Annotated in this window: 18 protein-coding genes; 11 read left to right on the top strand and 7 right to left on the bottom strand. The window is 59.2% G+C overall.

Features of this window, described 5'->3' with window-relative positions; all coding sequences use genetic code 11:
* Positions 1–135 precede the first annotated feature (135 nt).
* On the top strand, positions 136–1,359 hold the full coding sequence (locus FTW19_RS24835) for a hypothetical protein (RefSeq protein ID WP_147650236.1): 1,224 nt from the start codon (positions 136–138) through the stop codon (positions 1,357–1,359).
* A 283-nt stretch (positions 1,360–1,642) separates the two neighbouring features.
* Here the strand turns inward: FTW19_RS24835 and FTW19_RS24840 are convergent, their stop codons facing one another.
* Complete coding sequence (locus FTW19_RS24840; RefSeq protein WP_147650237.1) at positions 1,643–2,695, bottom strand: VWA domain-containing protein; 1,053 nt, start codon at positions 2,693–2,695, stop codon at positions 1,643–1,645.
* 154 nt (positions 2,696–2,849) lie between these two features.
* Between FTW19_RS24840 and FTW19_RS24845 the strand changes: the two genes are divergently transcribed.
* From FTW19_RS24845 to rseP, 6 genes are all read left to right on the top strand, one after another.
* Complete coding sequence (locus FTW19_RS24845; protein WP_246153486.1) at positions 2,850–4,127, top strand: VWA domain-containing protein; 1,278 nt, start codon at positions 2,850–2,852, stop codon at positions 4,125–4,127.
* A 117-nt stretch (positions 4,128–4,244) separates the two neighbouring features.
* Positions 4,245–5,162, top strand: coding sequence for an EamA family transporter (locus tag FTW19_RS24850; protein WP_147650238.1), 918 nt, complete (start codon positions 4,245–4,247; stop codon positions 5,160–5,162).
* Between the two features lie 111 nt (positions 5,163–5,273).
* Complete coding sequence (locus tag FTW19_RS24855; RefSeq protein WP_147650823.1) at positions 5,274–6,080, top strand: isoprenyl transferase; 807 nt, start codon at positions 5,274–5,276, stop codon at positions 6,078–6,080.
* A 143-nt stretch (positions 6,081–6,223) separates the two neighbouring features.
* A complete protein-coding gene (locus FTW19_RS24860; protein WP_147650239.1) occupies positions 6,224–7,045 on the top strand; it encodes a phosphatidate cytidylyltransferase in 822 nt (273 codons plus the stop codon).
* A gap of 382 nt (positions 7,046–7,427) precedes the next feature.
* Positions 7,428–8,606 (top strand): 1-deoxy-D-xylulose-5-phosphate reductoisomerase, encoded by a 1,179-nt coding sequence (locus tag FTW19_RS24865; RefSeq protein WP_147650240.1) that lies wholly within the window; start codon positions 7,428–7,430, stop codon positions 8,604–8,606.
* Positions 8,607–8,625: 19 nt separating this feature from the next.
* The gene (rseP, locus tag FTW19_RS24870) at positions 8,626–9,978 is read left to right on the top strand and encodes an RIP metalloprotease RseP (protein WP_147650241.1); all 1,353 of its coding nucleotides are present in this window, start codon (positions 8,626–8,628) and stop codon (positions 9,976–9,978) included.
* Positions 9,979–10,185: 207 nt separating this feature from the next.
* On the opposite strand, the gene FTW19_RS24875 is transcribed toward rseP, so the two are convergent.
* The 5 genes from FTW19_RS24875 to FTW19_RS24895 form a co-directional block, all read right to left on the bottom strand.
* Complete coding sequence (locus tag FTW19_RS24875; RefSeq protein WP_147650242.1) at positions 10,186–10,575, bottom strand: YciI family protein; 390 nt, start codon at positions 10,573–10,575, stop codon at positions 10,186–10,188.
* A gap of 202 nt (positions 10,576–10,777) precedes the next feature.
* Positions 10,778–12,220 carry a sensor histidine kinase gene (locus tag FTW19_RS24880; RefSeq protein ID WP_187143162.1) on the bottom strand — a complete coding sequence of 481 codons (1,443 nt, stop codon included), beginning with the start codon at positions 12,218–12,220 and terminating at the stop codon, positions 10,778–10,780.
* A 466-nt stretch (positions 12,221–12,686) separates the two neighbouring features.
* Positions 12,687–13,673, bottom strand: coding sequence for a DHH family phosphoesterase (locus FTW19_RS24885; RefSeq protein WP_147650244.1), 987 nt, complete (start codon positions 13,671–13,673; stop codon positions 12,687–12,689).
* A 189-nt stretch (positions 13,674–13,862) separates the two neighbouring features.
* Positions 13,863–14,546 carry a GNAT family N-acetyltransferase gene (locus tag FTW19_RS24890; protein ID WP_147650245.1) on the bottom strand — a complete coding sequence of 228 codons (684 nt, stop codon included), beginning with the start codon at positions 14,544–14,546 and terminating at the stop codon, positions 13,863–13,865.
* A complete protein-coding gene (locus tag FTW19_RS24895; protein WP_147650246.1) occupies positions 14,543–16,129 on the bottom strand; it encodes a Na+/H+ antiporter in 1,587 nt (528 codons plus the stop codon). The genes FTW19_RS24890 and FTW19_RS24895 overlap by 4 nt, the downstream gene beginning before the upstream one ends.
* Positions 16,130–16,170: 41 nt before the next feature.
* Between FTW19_RS24895 and FTW19_RS24900 the strand changes: the two genes are divergently transcribed.
* The 4 genes from FTW19_RS24900 to FTW19_RS24915 are packed head-to-tail and all read left to right on the top strand — an operon-like array spanning position 16,171 to position 21,675.
* Positions 16,171–18,663, top strand: coding sequence for a penicillin acylase family protein (locus FTW19_RS24900; protein WP_147650247.1), 2,493 nt, complete (start codon positions 16,171–16,173; stop codon positions 18,661–18,663).
* Positions 18,660–20,381 (top strand): hypothetical protein, encoded by a 1,722-nt coding sequence (locus FTW19_RS24905; RefSeq protein WP_147650248.1) that lies wholly within the window; start codon positions 18,660–18,662, stop codon positions 20,379–20,381. Before FTW19_RS24900 ends, FTW19_RS24905 begins: the two co-directional genes overlap by 4 nt.
* An 11-nt stretch (positions 20,382–20,392) precedes the next feature.
* On the top strand, positions 20,393–21,298 hold the full coding sequence (locus FTW19_RS24910) for a polyprenyl synthetase family protein (protein ID WP_147650249.1): 906 nt from the start codon (positions 20,393–20,395) through the stop codon (positions 21,296–21,298).
* A gap of 2 nt (positions 21,299–21,300) precedes the next feature.
* Positions 21,301–21,675 (top strand): DUF59 domain-containing protein, encoded by a 375-nt coding sequence (locus tag FTW19_RS24915; RefSeq protein WP_147650250.1) that lies wholly within the window; start codon positions 21,301–21,303, stop codon positions 21,673–21,675.
* Positions 21,676–21,944: 269 nt separating this feature from the next.
* Here FTW19_RS24915 and FTW19_RS24920 read toward each other — a convergent pair whose 3' ends face one another.
* Positions 21,945–22,508, bottom strand: a complete 564-nt coding sequence (locus FTW19_RS24920) for a peroxiredoxin family protein (protein WP_147650251.1) — start codon at positions 22,506–22,508, stop codon at positions 21,945–21,947.
* Between the last annotated feature and the right edge of the window lie 21 nt (positions 22,509–22,529).

The raw sequence follows: 22,529 nt of genomic DNA on the forward strand, positions 1-22,529 counted from the left end.
TGAAAAGTTGAAGACGTACCGTATGGATAGGTAAGAGATCTTTCCACTCCAAACGAAAGACGAGAAGCAGGTCCTTCCGCTACACTGCGGGACGACAAATCAAAAGACAGTGGCATCAGCTACACTCGCTTCACTATGCGGAAGTTGATCCTGTTGCTGAGTCTTGTCACACCGCTCTTTGCGCAACACCCGGAAGACACAACGCCCGAGCGTCCGCCTTCGATCGTCTATGACCAGACGATGCATCCCTTCGATACCACCCGCGCCGACGCGAATAACTGGTCGGAGACAGAACTGGCGGCGCTTGGCACCGCTGTCCACGAAGCCAGCCACGAATGCGAACGGCTGGAGAAGACGGCGTATGAAGGCGAGGAACTCTTCTCGCTCGCTCGTCTTTGTGGCGTAGGGCTGAACTGGCCTGGAGCGTATTCGGCATCAGTCCGCTATGTGCGCGTGGAAGACGGTAAACCTGCGCCAGAGCATGTGGCACAGGGCTACTACCTGCTGGTGCAGTCGCTTCTGAACCTGCAGAGACTCTCCGATGTCGTCACGACTCTGGACGAGATCTCGAAGAAGCTTCCGTTGAATGCGCAGACCGCCGCAGTCTTCGATCTTGCGATCGATGGACTTTCAGTGCCGCAGCTCAACTTTGCGCTGAAGGCGGCCGCCACCTACCAGCCGCTGCTGCTGGAGTGCATTCACAACTCGTGCGATGGTCTGTCGGCGACGCAGGCGCAAGTGCGTGCTTACACCAATCTCTCGCTGTTGCGGAACGCACAGAAAATCTCCGACGCCAATACGGGCCTTGCAGTGCTGGACGCCGTCATCGCAGAACATAAGACGCCGCCGAGCCCGGCTGAGACTTACGTTGCGGACATGGCCAGGCGGCGATACCTTGCGCTTGAAAAACCATTTCCGAAAGCCACGCCGCTTCCGCGCCCTAAGGGGAATACCGGTAACACCATCTACACCGCGCCCGCGGCGAGTGCGAATCTTTATCTCTTTGTCCCGGAGACTTGCGGCGGCTGTAAAGCGCTACTCCAGCAGACAGGCACAATGTCGAAGGGCCTGAATGACCGAGCTACGGTCCGCATTGCGTTGTTGCATTCCGAGATCCCGGCAGATCCGGCCGCGCTGCAGCCTCTTTCATCGTTCTCCGCCGCGCTGGTCCCAGAGGAGTTTGTCCGTGGGTTGGGGATCACCGATACCCCCGCAATCGTCGTCACCGATAAACAGGATCGGGTGCGGTTTATCAGCAGTGTCGACACGAACTGGTTTATTGCGAATGGCCGTGCTCTGCTGGTGCTGGATAGGGTGGTTGGGGATCAGGAGACGAAGGAAGAAAAGCCGGACAAATGATCGCTTCCTTGTTTGTCATTTCGTAGCGACCGAAGGAAGCGGAGAAATCTGCTTTTTCTACGATTGGATGGAGCTCTATAGGTCGGGCCTTCAGCCCTTCTTTTTCTTTGGCACCTGGAACCTGGGGCGTTGCCCGGCTGGTATAGAGCGCGCCTTCAGCGCTTAGATCTGTGACACCTTTTTCTTTGTTATTTCGTAGCGCAGCGGAGAAATCCGCTTCTCTACCTATGCTCTTTTTGAAAAGCAGATCCCTGCGGGATGACAAACAAAAACGCGGCCGCCCCTAATCCTTCGCCGCTTCGTCGATCGCGTAGTAGCCGCGGCGTGCCTGGACCTTCAGGCCCTTGCCGCACTCGATCTCCTGCTTGCGGAAGGTGCCGTCGAGCTTCAGGTTGGTAGACGTATAGCTCATCAGGTATTGCGTACGGAGTTCGTCGCTGATCTGGGTAAACGCATCTTTCAGCTTCTTGCCGTTAGAGCCGACATCGATCATGCGGCCGCCACTCTCTTCCGCCAGCTTCTTCATGTAGCCGCCGCCACCGCCGCCAAACGCGATGCCGCCGTTGGAGTAGAAGCTGCGGTCTTCCACCAGGATGACGTAGACGATGGCGTTAGCCTTCTGTGCCGTCTCGATGGAGGACTTCAGCGTCTCCTGGCTGCCCTGGTCGACACCGTCGGTCAGCATGACGATCACCTTACGGCCTGCCTCGGGGCGCAGCTTATCGTGTGCCGCCAGGTAGACCGCGTCATAGAGCAATGTTCCGCGCGGATTGCTGGTGGGTACCGGGCCGCCGCCGATGCCGGGGATGCCGCCGGAGGAAGACGAGGTGTTGATGCGGGCCTTGCGGATCTGGTGGTCGAGTTCGCGTTGATTGTTGGTGTAGTCGGCCAGCAGATCGACATTCACGTCGAAGGTAATGAGGAAGGCTTCGTCCTTCGGAGTGAGTACGTCTTTCAGAAACTCCGAGCCGGCATCCTGTTCCATCGGCAGCATGCGTTCCATGCTGCCCGAGGTGTCGAGCAGGATGCCGATCGTCAGCGGAAGGCTCTTTTCGGTGGTGAAGTTCTTGATGGTCTGCGGATTTCCGTCTTCGCGAACGGTGCAGGCGTCCTTGGTCAGGTCGGTAATGAATCCGTTCTTGTCGCGGACGGAGAAGTAGGTATTGACCAGGTTGACGTTCACCCGAAGGGTGGGTTGGGCGTCAGTGACCTCTTGTGCCGCGCTGGGGGCAGAGCTCATGGGCGGAGCACCACCAGGGGACGGAGCCTCCTGGGCGAGCGCCGAGGCGCATGCCACGCTTAACACTGCTGCAACACACCACGTCAATCGCGCCATAGGTACCCTTGTCACCCTTTTAGACGCGATTCCCACCCATTGGTGCACGTCTAGCAACCCTAACCATACTCCAGCGTCAAAAACTATAGAAAGCGGTGACTCCGAATCACCGCGCTGGTAGTCTTCTATAGGTAAGGAAGCGAGGCAAGATCTAGTGAAACTGGGACTTATGGCAGGCGTCATGGCGGTTGCCCTGGCGGGGCAACAGTCGGCGACGCAATCGGCACAGCAGCAGGCCATCCCGGACGCTCCTTCGGCCGCGCCCTCACCGATCTTTTCGGGCATTGCGCCCGGCAAAGGCACGGTGCCTGACGCCCCCAAGCCGGCGAATGAAAACCAGATTCCACAGGCCGCAAAGCCAGCCGTTCCGGACGACAATCCAGGCCCCCCGCCGGATCTTCCAGCGCCCGGGGAGGCTCCGCAGTACATTCTGCGTACGAACGTCAACTTCGTGCAGGTGCCCTTCACCGTCAAAGACAAAAAGGGAAATCTGGTCTACGGCCTGACCTGGCGCGACGTCCGCGTCTATGAGAACAATCTCCGCCAGGACCCGAAGGTCTTTCTTGTGGATCCGTTGCCACTCTCCATCGCCCTGGTGATCGACCAGAGCCTGCCGTACAACGTGATGGAGAAAGTGAACTCATCGCTCGGAGCCCTTCCCGGCGCCTTCACCCCGCAGGATGAAGTAGCCGTCTTTACGTACAACAACGGCACCAAGAAGCAGACGGACTTTACCGGATCACAGTCGGCGCGTCTCCCCGCAATTCTGGAGCGCTCGAAGTCGAAGGGCCGCGAGGTGGATCTCTACGACAACAGCGGCCCTCTGGCGCAGACCACCACGATCAACGGCCGCCAGTTCGACGCCAACACCTCGCCGCGCCGCAACCAGCAGGGCATGACGCTGACCATTCCGAAGGAACAGCACACCCTCAATGACGCGATCTTGGCCGCGGCAGAGGAGTTGTCGACGCGTCCGAAGGACCGCCGCCGGATGATCTATGTCATCTCTGACGGCAAGGAGTATGGCTCCAACGCCAAGTTCGCCGAGGTTCGCCGCTATCTGCAGACCAACCAGATCTCGGTCTGGGGCACGCTGGTAGGCGATTCTGCCGCCTGGGGCCTTGGTTGGATAGAGAAGTTCCACATGCCGCTGATGATGCAGGACAACATCCTGCCGAAGTACGTCAATTCCACCGGCGGTACGCTGTACTCCGAGTGGCGGCAGCGCGCCATTGAAGACAGCTTTGCCGAGATCGGCCGCACCATGCGTGCGCAATACACGATCGGCTATTACAGCAAGAACTTCATGGATGGGAAATACCGCTCCATCGAAGTGCGCGTGTTGCGCCCGAACTTGACCGTCACCGCGAAGGAAGGTTTCATCCCGAGCCTCCGCGATGCCCGGGAGAACACTCCGACCCGCGTCCGATAAAACACCAAAAGGCTCAGTTCCCGGCCACGCAACCGGCCATGGGAACTGAGCCTTTTTGTTTGCAGCAACTTACGCACCCCAGGGCCATGCTGCCGCATCAGTATCACTGACTACTAAATGCAAGCTCTCCTCCAATCGAATGCCATCTTCGGTCTGCTGGCCGCCATCTTCTGGGGCGGCGGAGACTTCTGCGGCGGTCTGGCCTCGAAACACTCCGGCGGAACCGTGCCCGCGGCCCTGCGGGTGGTCTTGCTGTCGCACACCATCTCCATGACGGCAGTCTGCCTGATCGCGTGGTCCCTGGGCGACCCAATTCCGGGCAGGACTGCGATTCTGTGGGGCCTTGTTGCGGGCGTAGCCAACGGCCTGGCGCTGGCGATCTTCTACGTCTCGCTCTCAGGCGGAGCGATGGGTGCGGCGGCGGCAATCAGCGGGCTGCTGGCTGCGGCGCTGCCGGCGGTGATCTCGGCCTTTACAGAGGGATCGCCGGGCTGGCGCCGGTATCTGGGCTTCCTGCTGGCCGCGGTGGCGATCTGGTTCATTGCCGGGGTGGAAGGCGAGCACGAGTTGGCTGAGGCGGCGCATGCCCATGCCAAGCGGTCGACCTGGCTGGCGTTGGCTGCCGGCCTGGGTTTCGGCATCTTTTTTACGGCAATCAAGTGGGCCGGAGAAGGAAGCAAAGGGGTTCTGCTGCCGATGGCCACCACCCGTGTGGGATCGCTGGCAACCTGCGCCATCACCCTTGCCCTGATCAGCGCCGCCGGACGCCGCAGGGGAGCACCTGCGGGCGGGCTTACGCTCCCGCGGAAATCGGTTTACTGGGTACTGGCGGGGTGCGTCGTCGATACCTCCGGCAACCTGTTCTATATCGCGGCGACGCAGGCGGGACGGCTGGATGTGGCGGCCGTGCTGGGGTCACTCTACCCGGCGTCCACCATTATTCTGGCCAGCCGGATCCTGAAAGAACGCACCACAGGGCGGCAGAATCTTGGCTTCGCGATCGCGGTGGCTGCGGCGGTGCTGATTACGCTGTAACACAGCGTCAATTGCCCCGAGCCGCCTGGCGTGCTACGGTCGAAGATGACGAGGTGACCTGTTTTGCCCCTTTCACAGCCCAGCCGTGTGCATGAGCTCTCTCCCGAAGAGATGGCAATCTACCGCACGCTGGACCCCGCCCGTATTCCTGAGCACGTTGCGATCATCATGGACGGCAATGGACGCTGGGCCGGTAAACGGCTGTTAAAGCGATTCTTCGGCCACAAGCAAGGTGCCGAATCCGTGCAGTTTGTCGTCGAAACGGCGACGCGCATCAACCTGCCCTGGTTGACGCTCTATGCCTTCTCTATCGAGAACAACCTCCGCCGGCCGAAGTCGGAGGTCAACTTCCTGATGAAGCTACTGAAGAGCTATCTGGTCTCGAACCTGAAGCGGATGAACGACAACAACGTCCGCATGAACTATATCGGCCGCCTTTCCGAGCTTCCTGCCGAGGTGCAGGAGAGCATGCTGTGGGCGCAGGAGCAGACAGCGAAGAACACCGGCACCACACTGACCCTGGCGTTGAACTACGGCTCACGCTCAGAGATTGTGGATAGCTGCCGCGCCATTCTGCGTGATGCCATTGCCGCCGGCAAGACCGGCGAAGAGCTGCTCAACGCCATCAACGAAGAGACGATCGGACCTCGGCTGTACACCGGCCAGATGCCTGACCCTGATCTGCTGGTACGCACCTCGGGCGAGATGCGCATCTCGAACTTCCTTCTATGGCAGATCGCTTATTCAGAGATCTTCGTGACGCCACGCCTATGGCCTGACTTCCGCGGAGCGCACCTGCTGGAAGCTATCGCTGCCTACCAGGGACGCGAACGCCGCTATGGTGGTCTGGGCGATTCCACGACCGATGAAGAAGCGCTTCAGGGAACGGCGGCTGAAGCCGAAGCACTTGTGAAGTAGTTGAATGGTTGAATAGTTGAATGGTGTGGAGCTAACAGCTATCGCGCTGGGGCCTTTACTATTCAACGATTCAACCATTCAACTATTCAACCCGCTTCCCTTGCTCCCTACGCCCCCCACCTAGTACCTTCCCTTTAGCACTCATGCAACGGATTCTTACCGCCACAGTTTTAATTCTCGCCGTCGCGGCTTTGCTGTGGTTCGGCAATCGTTATCCATGGCTTCTGCTGTTGGCGGGCACGCTGGTCGCTCTGCTTGCGGGGTTTGAGTACACCAGCCTGGTGAATCTCTCCGGAGCGAAGATTCCTTACTGGTGGACTGGCATCGCCATCCTCACCTTCTTCGCGGCGACGTTTTTCACGCCCAACCTGCAGCTGCCGGTGCTGACACTGCTCGCGTTTTCGCTCTTCGTTATCTCTCTGTTTGCCGAGCCAACAGCGCGTGTATTGAAAGACGCTGCCGCCGGAGCGTTTGGCCTGCTGTACATAGCCTGGCCGCTGTCGCTGCTGTATCTGCTGGCGGCGCAGTCGACCGGATTGTTGATCTTCCTCTTCGTCTGCGTATGGTCCGGCGATATCGCTGCGCTGTATATCGGCCGCGCGATCGGCGGAAAGAAGCTGGCGCCGTCGATCTCTCCAGGTAAGACGTGGTCGGGATCGATCGCCTCGGTAGTTGCATCCGTTGTTCTGGGACTGCTGCTCACATGGTTCGGACAGTGGCTCGCCGCGCGTGGACAGTCGATTCTGGATGTGGGTCTCACCCTGCTGCAGGTACCGCTCTTCGCCGCACTGATCAATGTCGCGGCACAGATCGGCGACTTGCTGGAGTCGGCGATCAAGCGCGGAGCAGGCGTGAAGGACTCCGGCAACCTGCTGCCTGGACACGGCGGCGTTCTGGACCGGATTGATGCGTTGCTCTTTGCGGCCCCCGTGCTGTACTACGCGCTGCTGCTGCAGTCGTTCTAGGAGTCGGTCGCCCATGCACCGGGTGCCCCACATACGCGAAGCTTATGTGGGAGTATCGAGCGTCAGCTCGATAATGCTTTGCGATGGTATTTAGCAACACTCGTTCCTCAGGTTTCCCGATAAAGGCGTTTCGATCCTAGTAAAGATAAAACGCTTCGAGCTAAGCTCGAATGCCCACATAAGCTTCGCGTATGTGGGGCACCCGGTTCGTTGTGTCGCGCTCTGCATGACCCTTTGTTTGTCATCCCGCAGGGATCTGCTTTTTCGTCTGGCTCTCCCCAACACTTGAGGTAGAAAAGCGGATTTCTCCGCTGCGCTGCGAAATGACAAACAAAACGACAAAGTCATAGCCGAAAGCTCCAAACGCTAGAATTGAGGAGCAATGTCCGTAAAGAAGATCGCTATCCTCGGTTCTACCGGATCCATCGGCACCAGCACCCTGTCCATCTGCGAAAGCTTTCCGGATCGTTTCCAGCCGGTCTCGCTTGCCGCCGGTCGCAACCTCGATGTAGCCGTTGCGCAGTGCAAACAGTGGCGGCCGCGGCTGGTCTCCATGGCGACCGAAGAGCTGGCTGATCAGCTTGCCGCGCGGCTACGCTCTGAAGGCGTGACCGGCATCGATGTAGTGCATGGAACTGCAGGAACCGTTGCCGTGGCCACGCTGCCGGAGGTCGACTTTGTTGTCTCTGCTATCGTCGGCGTCTCCGGCCTCGAAGCTACGTATGAGGCAGTTAAAGCGGGCAAAGACATCGGCCTGGCGAACAAAGAGGCTCTGGTCGCCGCAGGCGAACTGATCATCGCGGAGGCGCGGCGGAACAAGGTTGCATTGCTACCCATCGATTCCGAGCACAATGCCATTCACCAGTGCATGCGCGGTGGAACCGCAGCCGAAGTAAAACAGATCTGGCTCACCGCCTCTGGCGGCCCTTTCCGCAGCACGCCTCTTGACCTGTTCGCATCCATCACACCGGCGCAGGCGTTGAAACATCCGACCTGGGTGATGGGTCAGCGAATCACCATCGATTCGGCGACCATGTTGAACAAAGGTCTGGAGATCATTGAGGCCTGCCGCCTGTTCGATCTACCTCCCGCCAAGGTCCAGGTGACGATTCACCCTCAGTCGACCATTCACTCCTTGGTGGAGTATGTGGATGGCAGCATCCTGGCGCAGCTTTCAGTCACCGACATGCGGCTGCCGATTCTGTACGCCATGGCGTATCCGGAGCGCATTCCTTCGGAGCTGACCTTCGACATGAAGTCATTGAGCCAGTTGGACTTCCAGCAACCGGACTTTGCACGGTTCCCCTGCCTGCGGCTGGCTTATGAGGCTGCCGAGGCCGGTCCGGCGCATTGCATCGCCCTGAATGCGGCCGACGAAATCGCGGTCGCAGCATTCCTTGAAGGACGTATTCCCTTCCTGGGGATTCCTCGTACAATAGAATCAGTGCTCCAGCTAACCAAGCCCGGCCATCCCGCGTCCATTCAAGCGGTGCTTACGGCAGACCATGAGGCTCGGCAGCTTGCACGCGAGGTAGCCCTGGGCCAGGCTGCCACCCACTGAGGTCACCGACACACTCCCAATGACAACCATTATTTATCTCGCCATCGTGCTGGGCATTATGGTGCTCGTGCATGAGCTGGGCCACTTCCTTGCCGCCAAGTGGTGTGGCGTTCGCGTTGAAACCTTCTCCATCGGCTTCGGCCGCCGACTCATCGGCTTCCGCCGCGGAGATACGGATTACCGGCTCTCGCTGTTGCCCTTCGGTGGCTACGTGAAGATGGCAGGCGATAATCCCGGCGAAGAACCGTCCGGCGATCCCGGTGAGTTCAATGCGCATCCGCGCTGGCAGCGCGTGATTATTGCGCTGGCAGGACCGGTTGCGAACTTCATCCTGGCCTTCGCCATCATGGTCCTGGTGTTCCACTTCCATAACGAAGTGGATGAGTACATTTCCGGGCCGGCACGTGTGAACTACGTCGTGAAGGGCTCTCCGGCAGACGCCGCCGGCCTGCGTAGCGGTGACACGATTGTCCACTTCGACAACGCCGCCAATCCGGACTGGGAAGGCGTAATGCGTCGTGCCGCGTTGAACATGAACCAGACCGTGGCGATGAGCTACCTGCATGACGGGCAGCGCGTGAATACCCGCTTCAACGTCAACGTTGGCAAGACTACCGAGTTCAACGCCGAAGCGATGCAGAGCCTGGGTATGATTCCGACGATGCAGGATGCACCGATCGGCGTCAATGAGGTGGCTGGAGGAACTCCGGCGCAGCGTGCCGGTCTGCAGGCGGGCGACAAGATTCTTGCGATCGACGGTCTGCAGCTTCGTTCTGTCCTCGCACTGCTGGCGTATCTGAACGACCAGGCCGGAAAGACCTCAACCCTGCAGGTACTGCGGAACGGCAAGACGCTGACAACGGAAGTCACGCCGGAGGTCGGTGACATCGGCAATGGCATCAAGAAGTATCGCCTTGGCTTCCTCCCGGCGCAGATGCCTCTTCGGATCTCACAGTTACCTTGGGGCGAGGCAGTCGTGCAGTCGGCCCAGGAGAACTGGAAAGACTCAACCATGATCGTCGAGGTGCTGAAGCGGATGTTCACGCACCAGGTCTCGGTGAAGAGCCTCTCCGGACCGATTGGTATCGGCCAGCAGATCGGCGCTGCCGCGCGTGACTCAGTGTGGACGGTCTTCCGTCTGATGGCAATGATCTCGATCAACCTTGGCATCTTCAACCTGTTGCCGATTCCGATTCTGGATGGCGGCATGATCCTGATGCTGATCGTGGAATCGGTCATCCGCCGCGACTTGAACCAGCAGCTCAAGGAGCGGGTCTACCAGGTAGCCTTCGTCTGCCTGCTGCTCTTCGCGGCTATGGTGATCTTCAATGACATCTCGAAGCTGGGATGGTTTGCGAAGCTGAAACCGTAGTTGTCTTTATGGCATTGCAAAGCCCGGCGTAATACGCCGGGCTTTTGCTTTTGTGCTTACGACCATGACGCTAGAGCATTTTTCCTGTTGCTGGGTATCCCGAAAATGGGTGCAGCGGCGTTTTCATCGCGGAAAACGCCCATTGATGCTGAATCCCTCCATTACACCTACAGGAAAATGCTCCGGGGTAAACCTGATTACACAGATTTACTTCTTGAGTGCAACCGCCTCCGCCTCGTAGCAAGCGGCCTGGTCCCCCGAGTACTGCTCGTAAAGTTGGCGCAGTTCACACTCTCCTTCTCCGACCACCTTGAGGAACTGCCGCACCAACTCGATTGCCTCTTCCTTCGAGTCCGCCTTCAACAGAGCAAATCCACCCACCACCTCTTTCGCTTCGGTGAAAGGCCCATCTGTTACGGTGATCTTGTCATCAGAGCGCCGAACCCGCACACCAAGCGCCGAAGGCAGGCAGCCCTCAGTGCCGAGAAGCCAGCCCTTGGTAAAGCCTTCCTCGATTAGCTTACCCATGGTTGCCATCTCTTCCGGGGAGGGCGGGGTGCTTCGTTCAGGCGCCTTGTAGATGCTTAGAAATTTCATCGTTGTCTCCTTAGAAAACGTTGGGGTTGTGAGCTGGGCTATTTGAGGCCATCAGCCTGCGAAGTCCGAGCTCTATCTATGCGTCGAATCAGGGCTCCCCTATTCGACAAAAGAATTAGAAAAATGTTTATTTTTCTTTTGCGGCCATCTCGGACAGCCTTCGCTGTCGCTCCGTCGCCTCAGACCAAATTTGTCGATGCTGCTAGGAGTGGGTTCCATTGTTCTGGGCCAGCGGGAGTTCCAGGTGAAATGCGGTCGCAAATGGTGCTGCGTAGTCGCTGAGGATGAGACGTCCACCACACCGGATTGCGAGTTCTCTCGCCATCCAAAGACCGACGCCTGTGCCGATGTCTGTTTTGGTGGTGAAGAACGGCTCGAAAAGATGACTGAGCACCTCGGCAGGGATACCCGGCCCGTTGTCCAGAATTCGTATACAGGCAACTTCTCCCTGAGAAAAGACCTCGACCACAATCTCTCCCATACCTTCGGCTACGGCATCGCAGGAGTTATTCAGAAGATTGATCAGGATCTGGGTTACGTCCTCTTTGGAAGCGCTGGTTCTCGCCGGGCTCTTCTCGATTGCTCTGATCTGGCATCCTTTGGATGCGCACCGCGCGGCGAACAGATCGACTGCTTCCATCGCAATCTCGTGGAGATCGGCTGGGCTTCCCTGAGGGAAGGCCCGCTGGGTCGGGAGATGCCTGGCAACCGTGCTCAAACGTCTGATTTGCGTGTGGGCGATTACAAGATATTCGCGAGATTCTTCCGACAATGCGGGATCGGACAGCGCAAGATAGATCAGGTTCGTCAGCGCGGCCAGCGGATTATTCAGTTCATGGGCAATGGTGGAAGACAGACGTCCGATCGCTGCCAGCTTTTCCGATCGGATCAGCGCCTGCTCCGATCGCTTCCTGGTGTCTACGTTGCTTGTGATGCCAATCCATGTATGCGGCCTTGCGGTCGAGGGTTTCCCCCGAGCCTCAAGCCAGTGCATCTCCCCATTCGGCCATAGACACCGGAACTCAATCTCAAACGGCGCGTTTTTCGCAAGCGCTTCCTGATACATCTGTGTGACGCGAGTGCGATCGTCCTCATAGACAAGCTCCAATGAGGTCGCAGGGGTGGAGGCATCCAGCAGCGGCCTGCCGAAGACATCGAGGCCATCCTCCTCCCATGTCATTCGGCCGGTCAAAAGATCGTAAGACCATGCCACGGCCTTTGAGGCTTTCTGTGCCTCGGTTAGTACTTCTCTGCGTGCGTTGAGTTCCGACAAGGCAAAGGCCAGGCAATCACGGTTCCGTCTCTGCCACTCCCAGCCGGCAGCGAAAAGATACCCTACACCAAAGGTCACGGTCGCTCGCAACACAGCGCGAACCGGATGCTCGCCCTGGTCGATTTCGAGAAACTTCCGCCATGCTCCAAAAGCCATCGATAGGGAGGCCACGATCCCAGCCGGGAGCCGCTGCCAGAGAGTCATCGCCCCAACAAAGAGCAATGCCAGCGCGAACGGCACGTGCTTCAGGACCTCAATATGCAGGCTGACACGCGTGAGGAGGAAAGGAAGAAAAAGAGCCGCAATCAGTCCGCCTACCGTTCGCAGGGAGGGGACCTTGCCGGAGGATATTAGACCAAGGCGAGAAGACATGCGCATTCAAAATTCTCTGGGATCGGCGCAGCTTCTCCGATAAAGAGACAGTATCGATCAATCTGGCTGAAGTGGTTTAAAGATAGCCTCATTCTTTCGCAAAAGATTACTGAATTTATTCGATTCAGACTTACCTTTTCCCGAAAAAGTTAGCCGGTTTACTTCTATACAACAGCCTTATTACGAATCATTACCTTTGTTTATCCCTCTGGTAATCGTGCGTCGATAAACGCACTCAGGAAAGATGACGAAGAAAGGGTGGCGGAAAAGGTAGCAGGTAGAGAAGCAGATTTCTCCGCTCCCTTCGGTCACCACGAAACGACAAAAATACGGTCGCGCGAAGCGCGATACCCGACGCTAAACCCCACTCTTCGCGATAAAACCGCGAAGAATGGGGCAACGGGTGTCTGCTGCTTTTGAATTTATCAATGCGCCCTGATACATGGGCTTTCGCTGATTGTGTGGCTCAGCCTTCGTATGCAGTTCGCAGCTCGTCCACGATCACCTTGGCGGCTTCGCGGGCATCGGATTCCTTGTCAGGCGGGAAGCTGATGGCGCCGACGCGGGCGTGGCCGCCACCTCCGTAACGCTCGCAGATTGCGGCCAGGTTCACTAATTTCTCTACCGGAACCTTTGTCCATGGGTTAGTGCCCACAGCTACCTTTGTACGGAACGACGATTTGCTGAGGCCGATGTTGTAGACGCCATCGGGGAAGAGATAGTAAGGGATGAACTTGTTGTAGCCCTCGGTCGGCTGATCGGTGATATCGAATGTAATCACACCGCGCTCACAGGTCGCGCGTGAACCAATTAACTCGACCGAGGCCTGATGCTTGGCCAGCAACGGCTCCAGCAGATCGGCGACAAACGGCTGCTTCAGAATCTCTTCCAGCGGCATCTCGGTGAGCATCGGAATCAGACGCGGAATCAGCGTATCGTCCTGCGTGGACTCAATCACCATGGTCAGGCGCATGGCTGCTTCTTTCATGCCGACTGCTGCCTCGGCGCTCTCATACTTGGCGCCGTCCACGATATTGGCCCAATAAATAAGGTCCTTCAGGCCGCTGACATCCATTCCGAACGTTGTGCTGGCGATGTGCGCAATAAAGCTGGTGCACGAGGTGTAGGTGGGGTCGAAGAAGTGCCGCAGCGTCTTCGAGCCGTCATGCTGACCCGCCTCGAAGGCAGCCTGATCTTCTTTGGTGAGAAAGGCCGACTGATGGTGGTCGAACCACCAGGTCAGTTTCGGTGAGGGCGAGTACTTGAAATCGACAATGGCATTCTCATCGCCGACGAACTCGTCGCCATCGAACAAAGCTCCGGCACGATGCACCAGGCCCTGATATTGGTACTCCGTCGCTGTGCCGATGCACTCCCGGTGGAAGCGCGTAAACAGCGATGCAGAGCATGCTCCGTCAAAACATCTGTCGTGATAAAAGACGCGGCAGTTCAAATGCGGGTAAGACCTCACTCGATCGCAGCCTGTTTTCACTGCGAAATTCTAAGCATAGAGTATTTTCCCTGCAGGTGTAGCGTAGGGCTTCCGCATCTATGGGCGTTTTCCGCAATGAAAACGCCGCTGCACTCCTCTTCCGGGATACCCAGCATCAGGGAAAATGCTCTAGTGGTCGGGCGGGAGGTGTCAAGCAAGCTGCATGCCGCGGAAGCTGATATTTCTGGTATGGGTGAAGCCCAGCCGCTCGTAGATCGCAATGGCGCGATGATTTGCAGCCGCCGCATGCAGATAGTTTTCCGCGCCTTCGTTGCGGTGTTCGGCCATCACGTGGCGGATCAACGTAGCGGCGTACCCCTTCCCGGTGTGTTGCGGATGCGTGCATACAGCGCTGATCTCGCGCCAGCCCGGCAGCGAGACCCGCACCCCCGCCATGGCAATCAACTCTCCCTCGACACGGAGGCCATAATACTGCCCCAGCTTCCAGGTCGCGGGACGGAAATAGCCGGGAAAGGCCACATCGGTCAGGGCAACCATCTCATGCGCCTCGGCTTCGCCCAGGAGAACGACCTGGTCGCTGAAGGCCGCCACCGAGGAGTCGCCCGCGAAGTGCATCTGCACGCCCGGGAGAAGAACACTCTCCACCAGGCCGTCCACAGCGGCCAGATCGTCGCCGGTGAGATAGACCTTTTCGCCGGGATGCAGTAGATCGCGGAAGGCGGCCATGCAAGCGGGGTCGCGGACATCCGCAACGCCGCCGAAGGGAATTACCTCAGCCGGATAACGGCGCGCGAGATCGCCGCCGATGGCGAGTGGGGCATTCGCGGTGACCAGGCCGCTCCAGAATGGATTGGTGAAATCGGGATGACTCATAGTGGCGCCTCTCTGCGGGCTTCGCTTAGATCGAGCTCACGTTCGATCTTGCGCTGCACCTCATCGCTGATGCGTCCCTCGTCGCGCAGACGGAGAAGCGCGTTGCGCTCCGTATGAATGGCGGCGAGAGCGACCTCGCGATAGCGATGCGAATGACCCTCGGTCGTATCAGGAGTGCCGCAGTCGGTCACTGCCTCCAGGCGATGCTCGTATTGATGGATCAGATCCTCGTAGGCGTGCCCGGCGTGATCTCCCGCCCGGTCCCTGCTCTCCTGCAGATAGGCCAGCGCCTCTTCCAGCACAAGCTTGCGCGCCTCGTTCTCTTCGCAGTCGGGACCGCTCTGATTATCGAGACCAAGCGCACGGATGACCTTCGGCAGCGTAAGCCCCTGCAGCACCAGCGTGACAAAGATGACGCAGAAGGTCAGAAAGACGATCAGGTTCTTCTGCGGAATCTGCTCCGGCAGCGAGAGCGCGGCAGCCAGAGCCACGACACCGCGCATTCCCGTCCAGCCGATAACGAAGGACGACTTCATGGCCGGATAAGGCACATGCTGCCTGAGCAGACGCCGGCGAATAAAGTAGGCTACACGCGAGCCGGGAGCGACCCACACAATTCGAAGGACAATCAGGGCAACGGACAGAATGATGCCGTTGCGGATCATCTCCATGTGGCTGTAACCCTTGATTCCCGCCAGCACGGTAGGCAGTTGCAGACCGATGAGGACGAAGACCAGACCGTTGAGGGTGAACTCCAACGTATCCCACACCGCATAGGCCTGCATGCGAACCTGGGGCGAGAAGATACGAGCCGCCTGCTGGCCGAGATAAAGACCGCAGGCCACCACGGCCAGGACGCCTGAGGCTTTGACCTCTTCCGCGGCAAGATAGGCGCCGTAGGGGACGACCAGCCCGAGAGCGATCTCAACCGGACCATCGTCGATCCAATGCTCCAGCCGGGTAAAGACGGCGCCGAGCAGCAGACCTACTCCGACACCGCCGACAACCAGCCAGAGCAGCCGCAGAAGCCCGCCCGTAACCGTAGGGGTTGTACCGCGCAGCATGAGGTCCAGGCCGAATTCCAGCGCCAGAAGGCCGGTGGCGTCATTCAACAGGCTTTCACCTTCCAGCACGTCTACGATGCGGCGAGGCAATCCCAGGCGCTTGGCGATTGCGCTGGCGGCGATCGCGTCGGTCGGCGAGACCACAGCCCCCAGAAGCACGCCGGCACGCCAGTCGAACTCCTTCAAAAGCCAGCGGTTAGCTACCCACGCGACGCCGATGACGGTAAATCCGACCAGGCCCACGGCAAGCATAGCAATGCTGGTGAAATTGAAACGGAAGTCGCGCCACGAGGTCTGCCATGCAGCCGAATAGAGCAGCGGAGGCAGGAAGACCAGAAAGACGATATCCGGATTCAGAGGAATAGCCGGAAGGTGCGGTACAAAACTGAGCAGCAGGCCGCCAATTACCAAAACAATGGGATACGGCTTCTGCCACCGCCGGGCCACGCCCGCGATTGAGGCGACGAAGGCCAGCAGAAGCATCAGCACCAATTCCAGCGAGTGCAGATTTCCACCCATCTCAGCAGCATACCGGAGCGTCGGTTAGACTCAAGCTGACCATGGAAGTAACCGACCTCCAGGCTGTTGCGACCTCCCCAGAGCGCAAACGCCGGATTTTGAAGTACGTTGGCATCAGCGCCGGCGTTGTTCTGGTTCTCGTGCTGATTGCCGGCGTCTCATTGCGGCTGTGGCTGTCACATGCTCTCAATGCGAGTCTGCCGCAGGTAGACGGAACCGTGCATACACGCGGGCTTACCGCAGCCGTCAAGGTAGAACGAACAGCAGAGGGAATGCCGGCGATCCACGCGGGCAATCTGCACGATCTCTCCTTCGCACAGGGATATATCACCGCGCAGGACCGCCTGTGGCAGATGGACATGCTGCGCCGCTACGCCGAGGGACGTCTGTCGGAGATCCTCGGCTCCATGACACTGGAGCATGACCGGACGCAGCGCTATCTGCAACTGGGTGCCGCGGCCGATGCCGCGCTCCCTCACGTAGCACCAGACCAGATGCAGTTGCTGAACGCGTACGCCGATGGTGTAAATGCGTACATCGCCGAGAGCGAGGGACATCTTCCGCTGGAGTTCCGGCTGCTGCACTACGCTCCGGCGAAGTGGACACCGCACGATTCGCTGCTCGTAGGCCTGTCGATGAGCCAGGAGCTCTCCACCTCATTCCCCACCAAGCTGGCCCGCGAGACACTCACGGCACGGCTGTCGCCCGAGCTGCTGGCTGATCTCTATCCGGTTGGCTCATGGCGCGATCATCCTCCCGTCGATGGCCATCCTAGCCTCTCCGCCCCTAATCAGGATCCTCCTGACGCTCCACTGGATGAGACGCAGACGAAGCTAACGCTTCCCGCCTCTTCCATCGAAGATCTGCAACATGTCCTTCATCCCTTCACCTGCGATGGCTGCGTCTCCGGATCGAACAACTGGGCGGTGAGTGGAGCACACACCGCAACAGGCAAGCCGCTGCTGTCGAACGATATGCACCTGGGGCTCGACATTCCAGGCATCTGGTACGAGACATCTCTCGAATCGCCTGAGCTGCACGCCACCGGCGTCGCACTGCCCGGCGTACCCTTCATCATCGTTGGCCACAATCAGCACATCGCCTGGGGCTTCACGGCGTCACTCGCTGACGTGCAGGATCTCTACATCGAAAAGCTGCGGACGTCCGCAGCAAATCCGAAGCAGCGTGAGTTCCAGACGCATGACGGCGCCTGGCTGCCCGTAGCGACCCGTCAGGAAGTGATCCACGTCCGCGGAGGGAAAGACGTACCGCTGGAGATCAGCCTGACCAGCCATGGCGGACATCCCACGCCTGTCATCAGCCCAATGATTCCGCGGGAACAGCGGCCGCTGGCGCTGGCATGGACCGTCTATGATCCTGAGATCACCGCCAGCCTCCCCTTCCAGGCCGTGAATCAGGCAAGCAACTACGAACAGTTCGTCACAGCCTTCCGCAGCTTCGGAGGACCATCGCTCTCAGCCGTCTATGCGGACGACCAGGGGCATATCGGCTATCACGCCATCGGCAAAGTACCAGTGCGTGGCGATGCGCAGCATCCTTCCGGCCTGTCTCCGGTTCCTGTCACCGATGGCTCGTATGAGTGGAGCGGATATGTGAGCTACGACCTGATGCCGCAGGCGCTGGATCCCGAATCTGGCGTGCTGGCCACTGCGAATGCCCGCATTACGGCAGATGACGCTCCGTACACGCTGTCGCTCGACTGGGAGAACCCTTACCGCAATGAGCGCATCTGGAAGCAACTGCTGCCTTCCAAGGGACTGACCGCAGCCGACATGATGAAGCTCCAGCTCGATGTCTACTCTGACGGCGACCGCGTCATTGCACAGAAGCTGGCGTATGCCATCGACCACTCAAAGACCAAGGACAAGCGGCTGCATCAGGCCGCCGATCTGCTGCGCGTATGGAATGGCAACATGGAAATCAACTCTCCGGCAGCAGCGATCGTGAGTGCGACGCGGACAGCGTTGTGGCCCATGCTGCTACGGCCTCTGCTGGGCAACGATTGGAGGCTGTACCGCTGGAATTCCCGCTCGTTTGTGCAGGAAGAGCTGATCTCACATGCCCCGGCGCGGTGGCTGCCGAGCCCGTACAGTGACTGGAACGATCTGTTGACGGCTGCTGTCCAGGAAGGACTGCGAGATGCGCATGCTCCCGGAGACCTGTCGCACTGGAGCTATGGCGCCATGCACCGCATCGACCTGCAGCATCCCCTCTACGGAACGAACCGGATCTTCCGCCGCATCTTCCCTGCCCCGGCCGGCCCTGGTAGCTTCCCGTTACCCGGCGACACCATCACCGTGCGTGCAGGTTCAGCGACCTTCGGCGCGAGCGAACGTTTCACCGCAGATCTTGCCGACTGGGAGAACTCAAATCTCAATGTGCCTGTCGGTCAGTCCGGCAATCCGCGCAGCACAAACTTCCGCGACCAGTGGAGCAACTGGTATGACGGTAAGCCTCTGCCGCTTCCCTGGAATACGGTGAAGGCGCAGCACACCCTTACGCTGGAACCATGAGTCCACCGGCGTGGAAGCGACAGCTTGCGCCTGCCGCCGTCATCGCGGTGGCGGCGTTTCTTGCTGTGCTTCCGCTTGTGCTGCATGGCTGCTCCTGCGGCCATGACTTCGACTTCCACCTGGTGAACTGGCTTGAAGTACACGCACAGTTTCAGCGTGGCATACTGCATCCGCAATGGGCCTTCACCGCAGCCTGGGGAGCGGGAGAGCCTCGCTTCGTCTTTTATCCGCCGCTTTCATGGATGATCGGGGGCCTGCTTGGCTTCCTGATGCCTTACACAGTGGCCCCGATTGTCTACACCTGGCTCTGCCTCTTCCTTGCGGGTGTGGCATGTCTGCGCATGGTGTCGTCAGTGGGCGGTGAAACGATAAGCCAGAACCGCTGGATACCGGCGGCGATTGCTGTCGCGTACCTTGCAAACCCGTATCTCATGTTTACGGCCTACGAGCGTACGGCCTACGCCGAACTGCTTGCGGCATCGTGGATGCCGTTGCTGCTGACAGCATTGCTGCGCGAGAGACCGCGATGGCTGGAGATCGCCATCCCGATCGCGCTGCTATGGCTGACGAACGCTCCTGCCGCGGTGCTGGGATGCTACGGACTGCTGATGCTGGGTCTGCTGCGGCTGGTGCTGTGGCCACGTGCGCTGCGCCGCGAGACGATCACGCAGTTCACGCTGGGCACCCTCTTCGGTCTGCTGTTCGCGGCGTTTTACATTGTGCCGGCGGTCGTCGACCGCAAATGGGTGCAGGCGGCAATGGCGACGGTCGAGGGTATGCGGCCCGACGATAACTTTCTCTTCGGACACACGACCGATCCGCTGCACGATACCGTCCTGTGGCAAGCCTCGCGGATCGCCGTCGTGCTGTTCGCCGTAAGCCTCACCCTGGTGCTGTTGCTTCGCAGAGATAAGACAGCGCGCCTGCTGGGCGCCATGACCCTGCTGCTGCTTGTGCTGCTGCTCCCGGTCTCAGCCGTCGTCTGGCATCACGCGCCTCAGCTCGGCTTCCTGCAGTTCCCCTGGCGTTTCCTATGTCTGCAGCAGACCATCGCAGCCGTACTGCTGACGTTAAGTGTGCCGGCGCTTACGCGCATACGGGGCACATGGGTGATGCCTGCCGGTGCCATAGCAGTTCTGGCCGTGACTACTGTCATCACACATCACTTCTACCTGCAGGAGTGTGACGACGAAGACGCACCCGGGGCACATATTGTTCTGTTTGCCCGCGGCGGCGGCGTGATGCCCACGGATGAATACACCGTACGAGATGCCGACAACGACGTGCTGCAACAGGGCAATCCGGTATGGTGGATCGCCGGCAAGCCTGACGCTCCGGTGCCCGTACTGGGTCCGGGGACGGAGATGCGCATGCGCGTTCTGGGCCTCCCTCCCCGTTCGGAAGACATCACCTGGGAGACAGAACATACGCGGCTGCAGGTGCTGTGGCCGCGGTCATTCTGGCTGATCGTCAATCGCCGGGCCTATCCCGCCTGGCAGGTGACCAACAACGGCGCTCCAGTACCTGTTACCGAGCGAGAAGACGGTTTGATGGCGATTCCTCTGCCTGCCGGGCCGAACGAGGTGGAGATCCACTATCACCACACGCCGGCAGAGTTGTTGGGCCTGGTCCTGTGCCTGATGGGCATACTGCTGGCAGTTCTGGTGCATCGGATAGAGACCCAGCGGCAGCACGCGCTGCCGACCATTTATTCTTAAACGCGAACACAATGTCTGTTGAAACCATCCTTACCGAAGCCGTCACGGTGACGGACGCCGCGCTGGAGCGTTTGCTGCCCGGCCCCGATGCCCAGCCCCACTCCATTCACCGCGCCATGCGCCATTCGACCTTTGCCGGCGGGAAACGTCTTCGGCCCGCGCTGGTGCTCGAGGCCGCGCGGATGGTTGCAGGCAATCTGCCCGAGGGCGTGGAAGAGTGTGGCGCAGCCATCGAGATGCTGCACACCTATTCGCTGATCCACGACGATCTTCCGGCGCTGGACAACGATGACCTGCGCCGCGGCAAGCCCACCTGTCATGTGGTCTTCGGCGAAGCCATCGCCATCCTCGCCGGCGACGCCTTGCAGACAACCGCCTTCCAGACACTGGCTCATCTAAAGTGCCCAGCGACATCCGCGGTGCAGATTCTTCGCGAGGTTGCCATCGCCGTGAATACCGGCGTTGGCGCCGATGGACTCGCTCCCGGCATGATCGGCGGGCAGGTGGTGGATATCGAGAGCGAGGGCAAGAAGCCGACGGCAGAGCTGGTAGAGGCGATTCACCGCTCGAAGACCGGAGCCCTGATCACGGTCTCCATCGTTGCCGGCGGCCTGTATGCCGGAGCATCCGCGGAGGATGTGGCGCGCCTTCGCACCTTCGGCGAAAAGCTGGGCCTGGCCTTCCAGATCGTGGACGACGTGCTGGACCTCACGCAGGACTCCGCCCAACTGGGCAAGACGGCAGGCAAGGACGCCGCAACCGACAAGGCCACCTGGCCCGCGGTCTACGGCCTCGAAAAGTCGATTGCCGATGCCGATGCCATGATCCGCGAAGCGTATGACGCCATTGCCCCCTGGGGAGAAGCAGCAGAACCGCTGAAGACGATTGCCCGCTTCCTCGTCGAACGGAAACATTAGGCATGACTGTCGAAGAGATTCGCCGGGCCCTGCGTGACTGCTTCCACCCTGCACTGAAGCTGAACGTAGAAGCTCTGGGCCTGATCGACGACATCAACGTCTCTCCTGACAAAGACGCGCCGGGAGCAGGAATTCCCGGCGTTCCGCAGAAGCACATCGTCAGGTTGTCGGTGTATCGTCCGACTGAGGATGAGACGGCGACGGCGATGATGACGGAGCTGATTCGCAATCGCCTCTACGGCTTCCCCGAGACCGGAACGGTCGAAATCACCCTGCTGGATGGCTGGACACCGCAACGGCTAACAGACGAAGCCCGCGAACAGCTTGCGGCACAGTTGCGGCCGCAACAGTTGGTGCAGATAAGAGCTAAAGGTTGAAGGCGTACGGCATCGAAGCCCATGCACCGGGTGCCCCACATACGCGAAGCTTATGTGGGTTGTTCGAGCGAAGCTCGAATATCTTTTTGTCATTTCGTAGCGACCGGGGTCCCCGGCCAGCTTGGCTGGCTGGGGAAAAGCGTAGCGGGGAAATCCGCTTCTCTACTGATACGGATATCCCGACGTGAACAGATTTCTCCGTTCCCTTCGGTCACCGCGAAATGACAAAGAAAAGCCGGACGACTCTCACGCACATCCCATCCGGATTACTACTCCGCAATAAGACGCTTAATGTTGCCCTCAACATCCTCTTTGCTTACGATGCCCACGTAGGTTGCAGCAATGCGTCCCGATTTGTCGATCAGGTATGTCGCCGGATACGAAGCAAAGCCATACGACTTGATAACCGCGTCGTTGCCCATCACGATCGGGTAGTTGACGTGATTGCTGCGGACAAACGGCCGCACTTTTCCCCACGCCTCATGCTCATTCTTCAGCCCTTCATAAGGGATATCCGCCGAGATACCGAGGGCGGTGAAGCCTTTAGCTTCGTAGGCGTGATGAAGTTCGATGAACGAAGGGATCTCCAGCACGCAGCCGCCGCACTCTGTCGCCCAGAAGTTCAGCAGAACGACCTTTCCACGAAAATCCGAGATCTGAACTCTTTTTCCATTCGAATTGGCAAGATGAAAGACCGGAGCAGCTTTCCGATTGGCCGTGGCGACAAGAACGGCGTGAACATTCCTCTGCCCGTAGGCAGATGGCATGAGGGTGGATGCGAAAGCACACGTAATTAGAAGAACGAATCCAACTCTGCGGCGAGCGTTCTGCATGACGAACCTTCCTTTTCAAAG

It is taken from the genome of Terriglobus albidus (genome assembly GCF_008000815.1).
Taxonomy (GTDB): Bacteria; Acidobacteriota; Terriglobia; order Terriglobales; family Acidobacteriaceae; genus Terriglobus; species Terriglobus albidus_A.

Excerpts from the sequence above, each read along its gene's own strand:
- FTW19_RS24835 (WP_147650236.1), top strand. The coding sequence starts at position 136 with ATGCGGAAGTTGATCCTGTTGCTGAGTCTTGTCACACCGCTCTTTGCG.
- FTW19_RS24840 (WP_147650237.1), bottom strand. The coding sequence starts at position 2,695 with ATGGCGCGATTGACGTGGTGTGTTGCAGCAGTGTTAAGCGTGGCATGC.
- FTW19_RS24850 (WP_147650238.1), top strand. The coding sequence starts at position 4,245 with ATGCAAGCTCTCCTCCAATCGAATGCCATCTTCGGTCTGCTGGCCGCC.
- FTW19_RS24855 (WP_147650823.1), top strand. The coding sequence starts at position 5,274 with ATGGCAATCTACCGCACGCTGGACCCCGCCCGTATTCCTGAGCACGTT.
- FTW19_RS24860 (WP_147650239.1), top strand. The coding sequence starts at position 6,224 with ATGCAACGGATTCTTACCGCCACAGTTTTAATTCTCGCCGTCGCGGCT.
- FTW19_RS24865 (WP_147650240.1), top strand. The coding sequence starts at position 7,428 with ATGTCCGTAAAGAAGATCGCTATCCTCGGTTCTACCGGATCCATCGGC.
- rseP (WP_147650241.1), top strand. The coding sequence starts at position 8,626 with ATGACAACCATTATTTATCTCGCCATCGTGCTGGGCATTATGGTGCTC.
- FTW19_RS24875 (WP_147650242.1), bottom strand. The coding sequence starts at position 10,575 with ATGAAATTTCTAAGCATCTACAAGGCGCCTGAACGAAGCACCCCGCCC.
- FTW19_RS24880 (WP_187143162.1), bottom strand. The coding sequence starts at position 12,220 with ATGTCTTCTCGCCTTGGTCTAATATCCTCCGGCAAGGTCCCCTCCCTG.
- FTW19_RS24890 (WP_147650245.1), bottom strand. The coding sequence starts at position 14,546 with ATGAGTCATCCCGATTTCACCAATCCATTCTGGAGCGGCCTGGTCACC.
- FTW19_RS24895 (WP_147650246.1), bottom strand. The coding sequence starts at position 16,129 with ATGGGTGGAAATCTGCACTCGCTGGAATTGGTGCTGATGCTTCTGCTG.
- FTW19_RS24900 (WP_147650247.1), top strand. The coding sequence starts at position 16,171 with ATGGAAGTAACCGACCTCCAGGCTGTTGCGACCTCCCCAGAGCGCAAA.
- FTW19_RS24905 (WP_147650248.1), top strand. The coding sequence starts at position 18,660 with ATGAGTCCACCGGCGTGGAAGCGACAGCTTGCGCCTGCCGCCGTCATC.
- FTW19_RS24910 (WP_147650249.1), top strand. The coding sequence starts at position 20,393 with ATGTCTGTTGAAACCATCCTTACCGAAGCCGTCACGGTGACGGACGCC.
- FTW19_RS24915 (WP_147650250.1), top strand. The coding sequence starts at position 21,301 with ATGACTGTCGAAGAGATTCGCCGGGCCCTGCGTGACTGCTTCCACCCT.
- FTW19_RS24920 (WP_147650251.1), bottom strand. The coding sequence starts at position 22,508 with ATGCAGAACGCTCGCCGCAGAGTTGGATTCGTTCTTCTAATTACGTGT.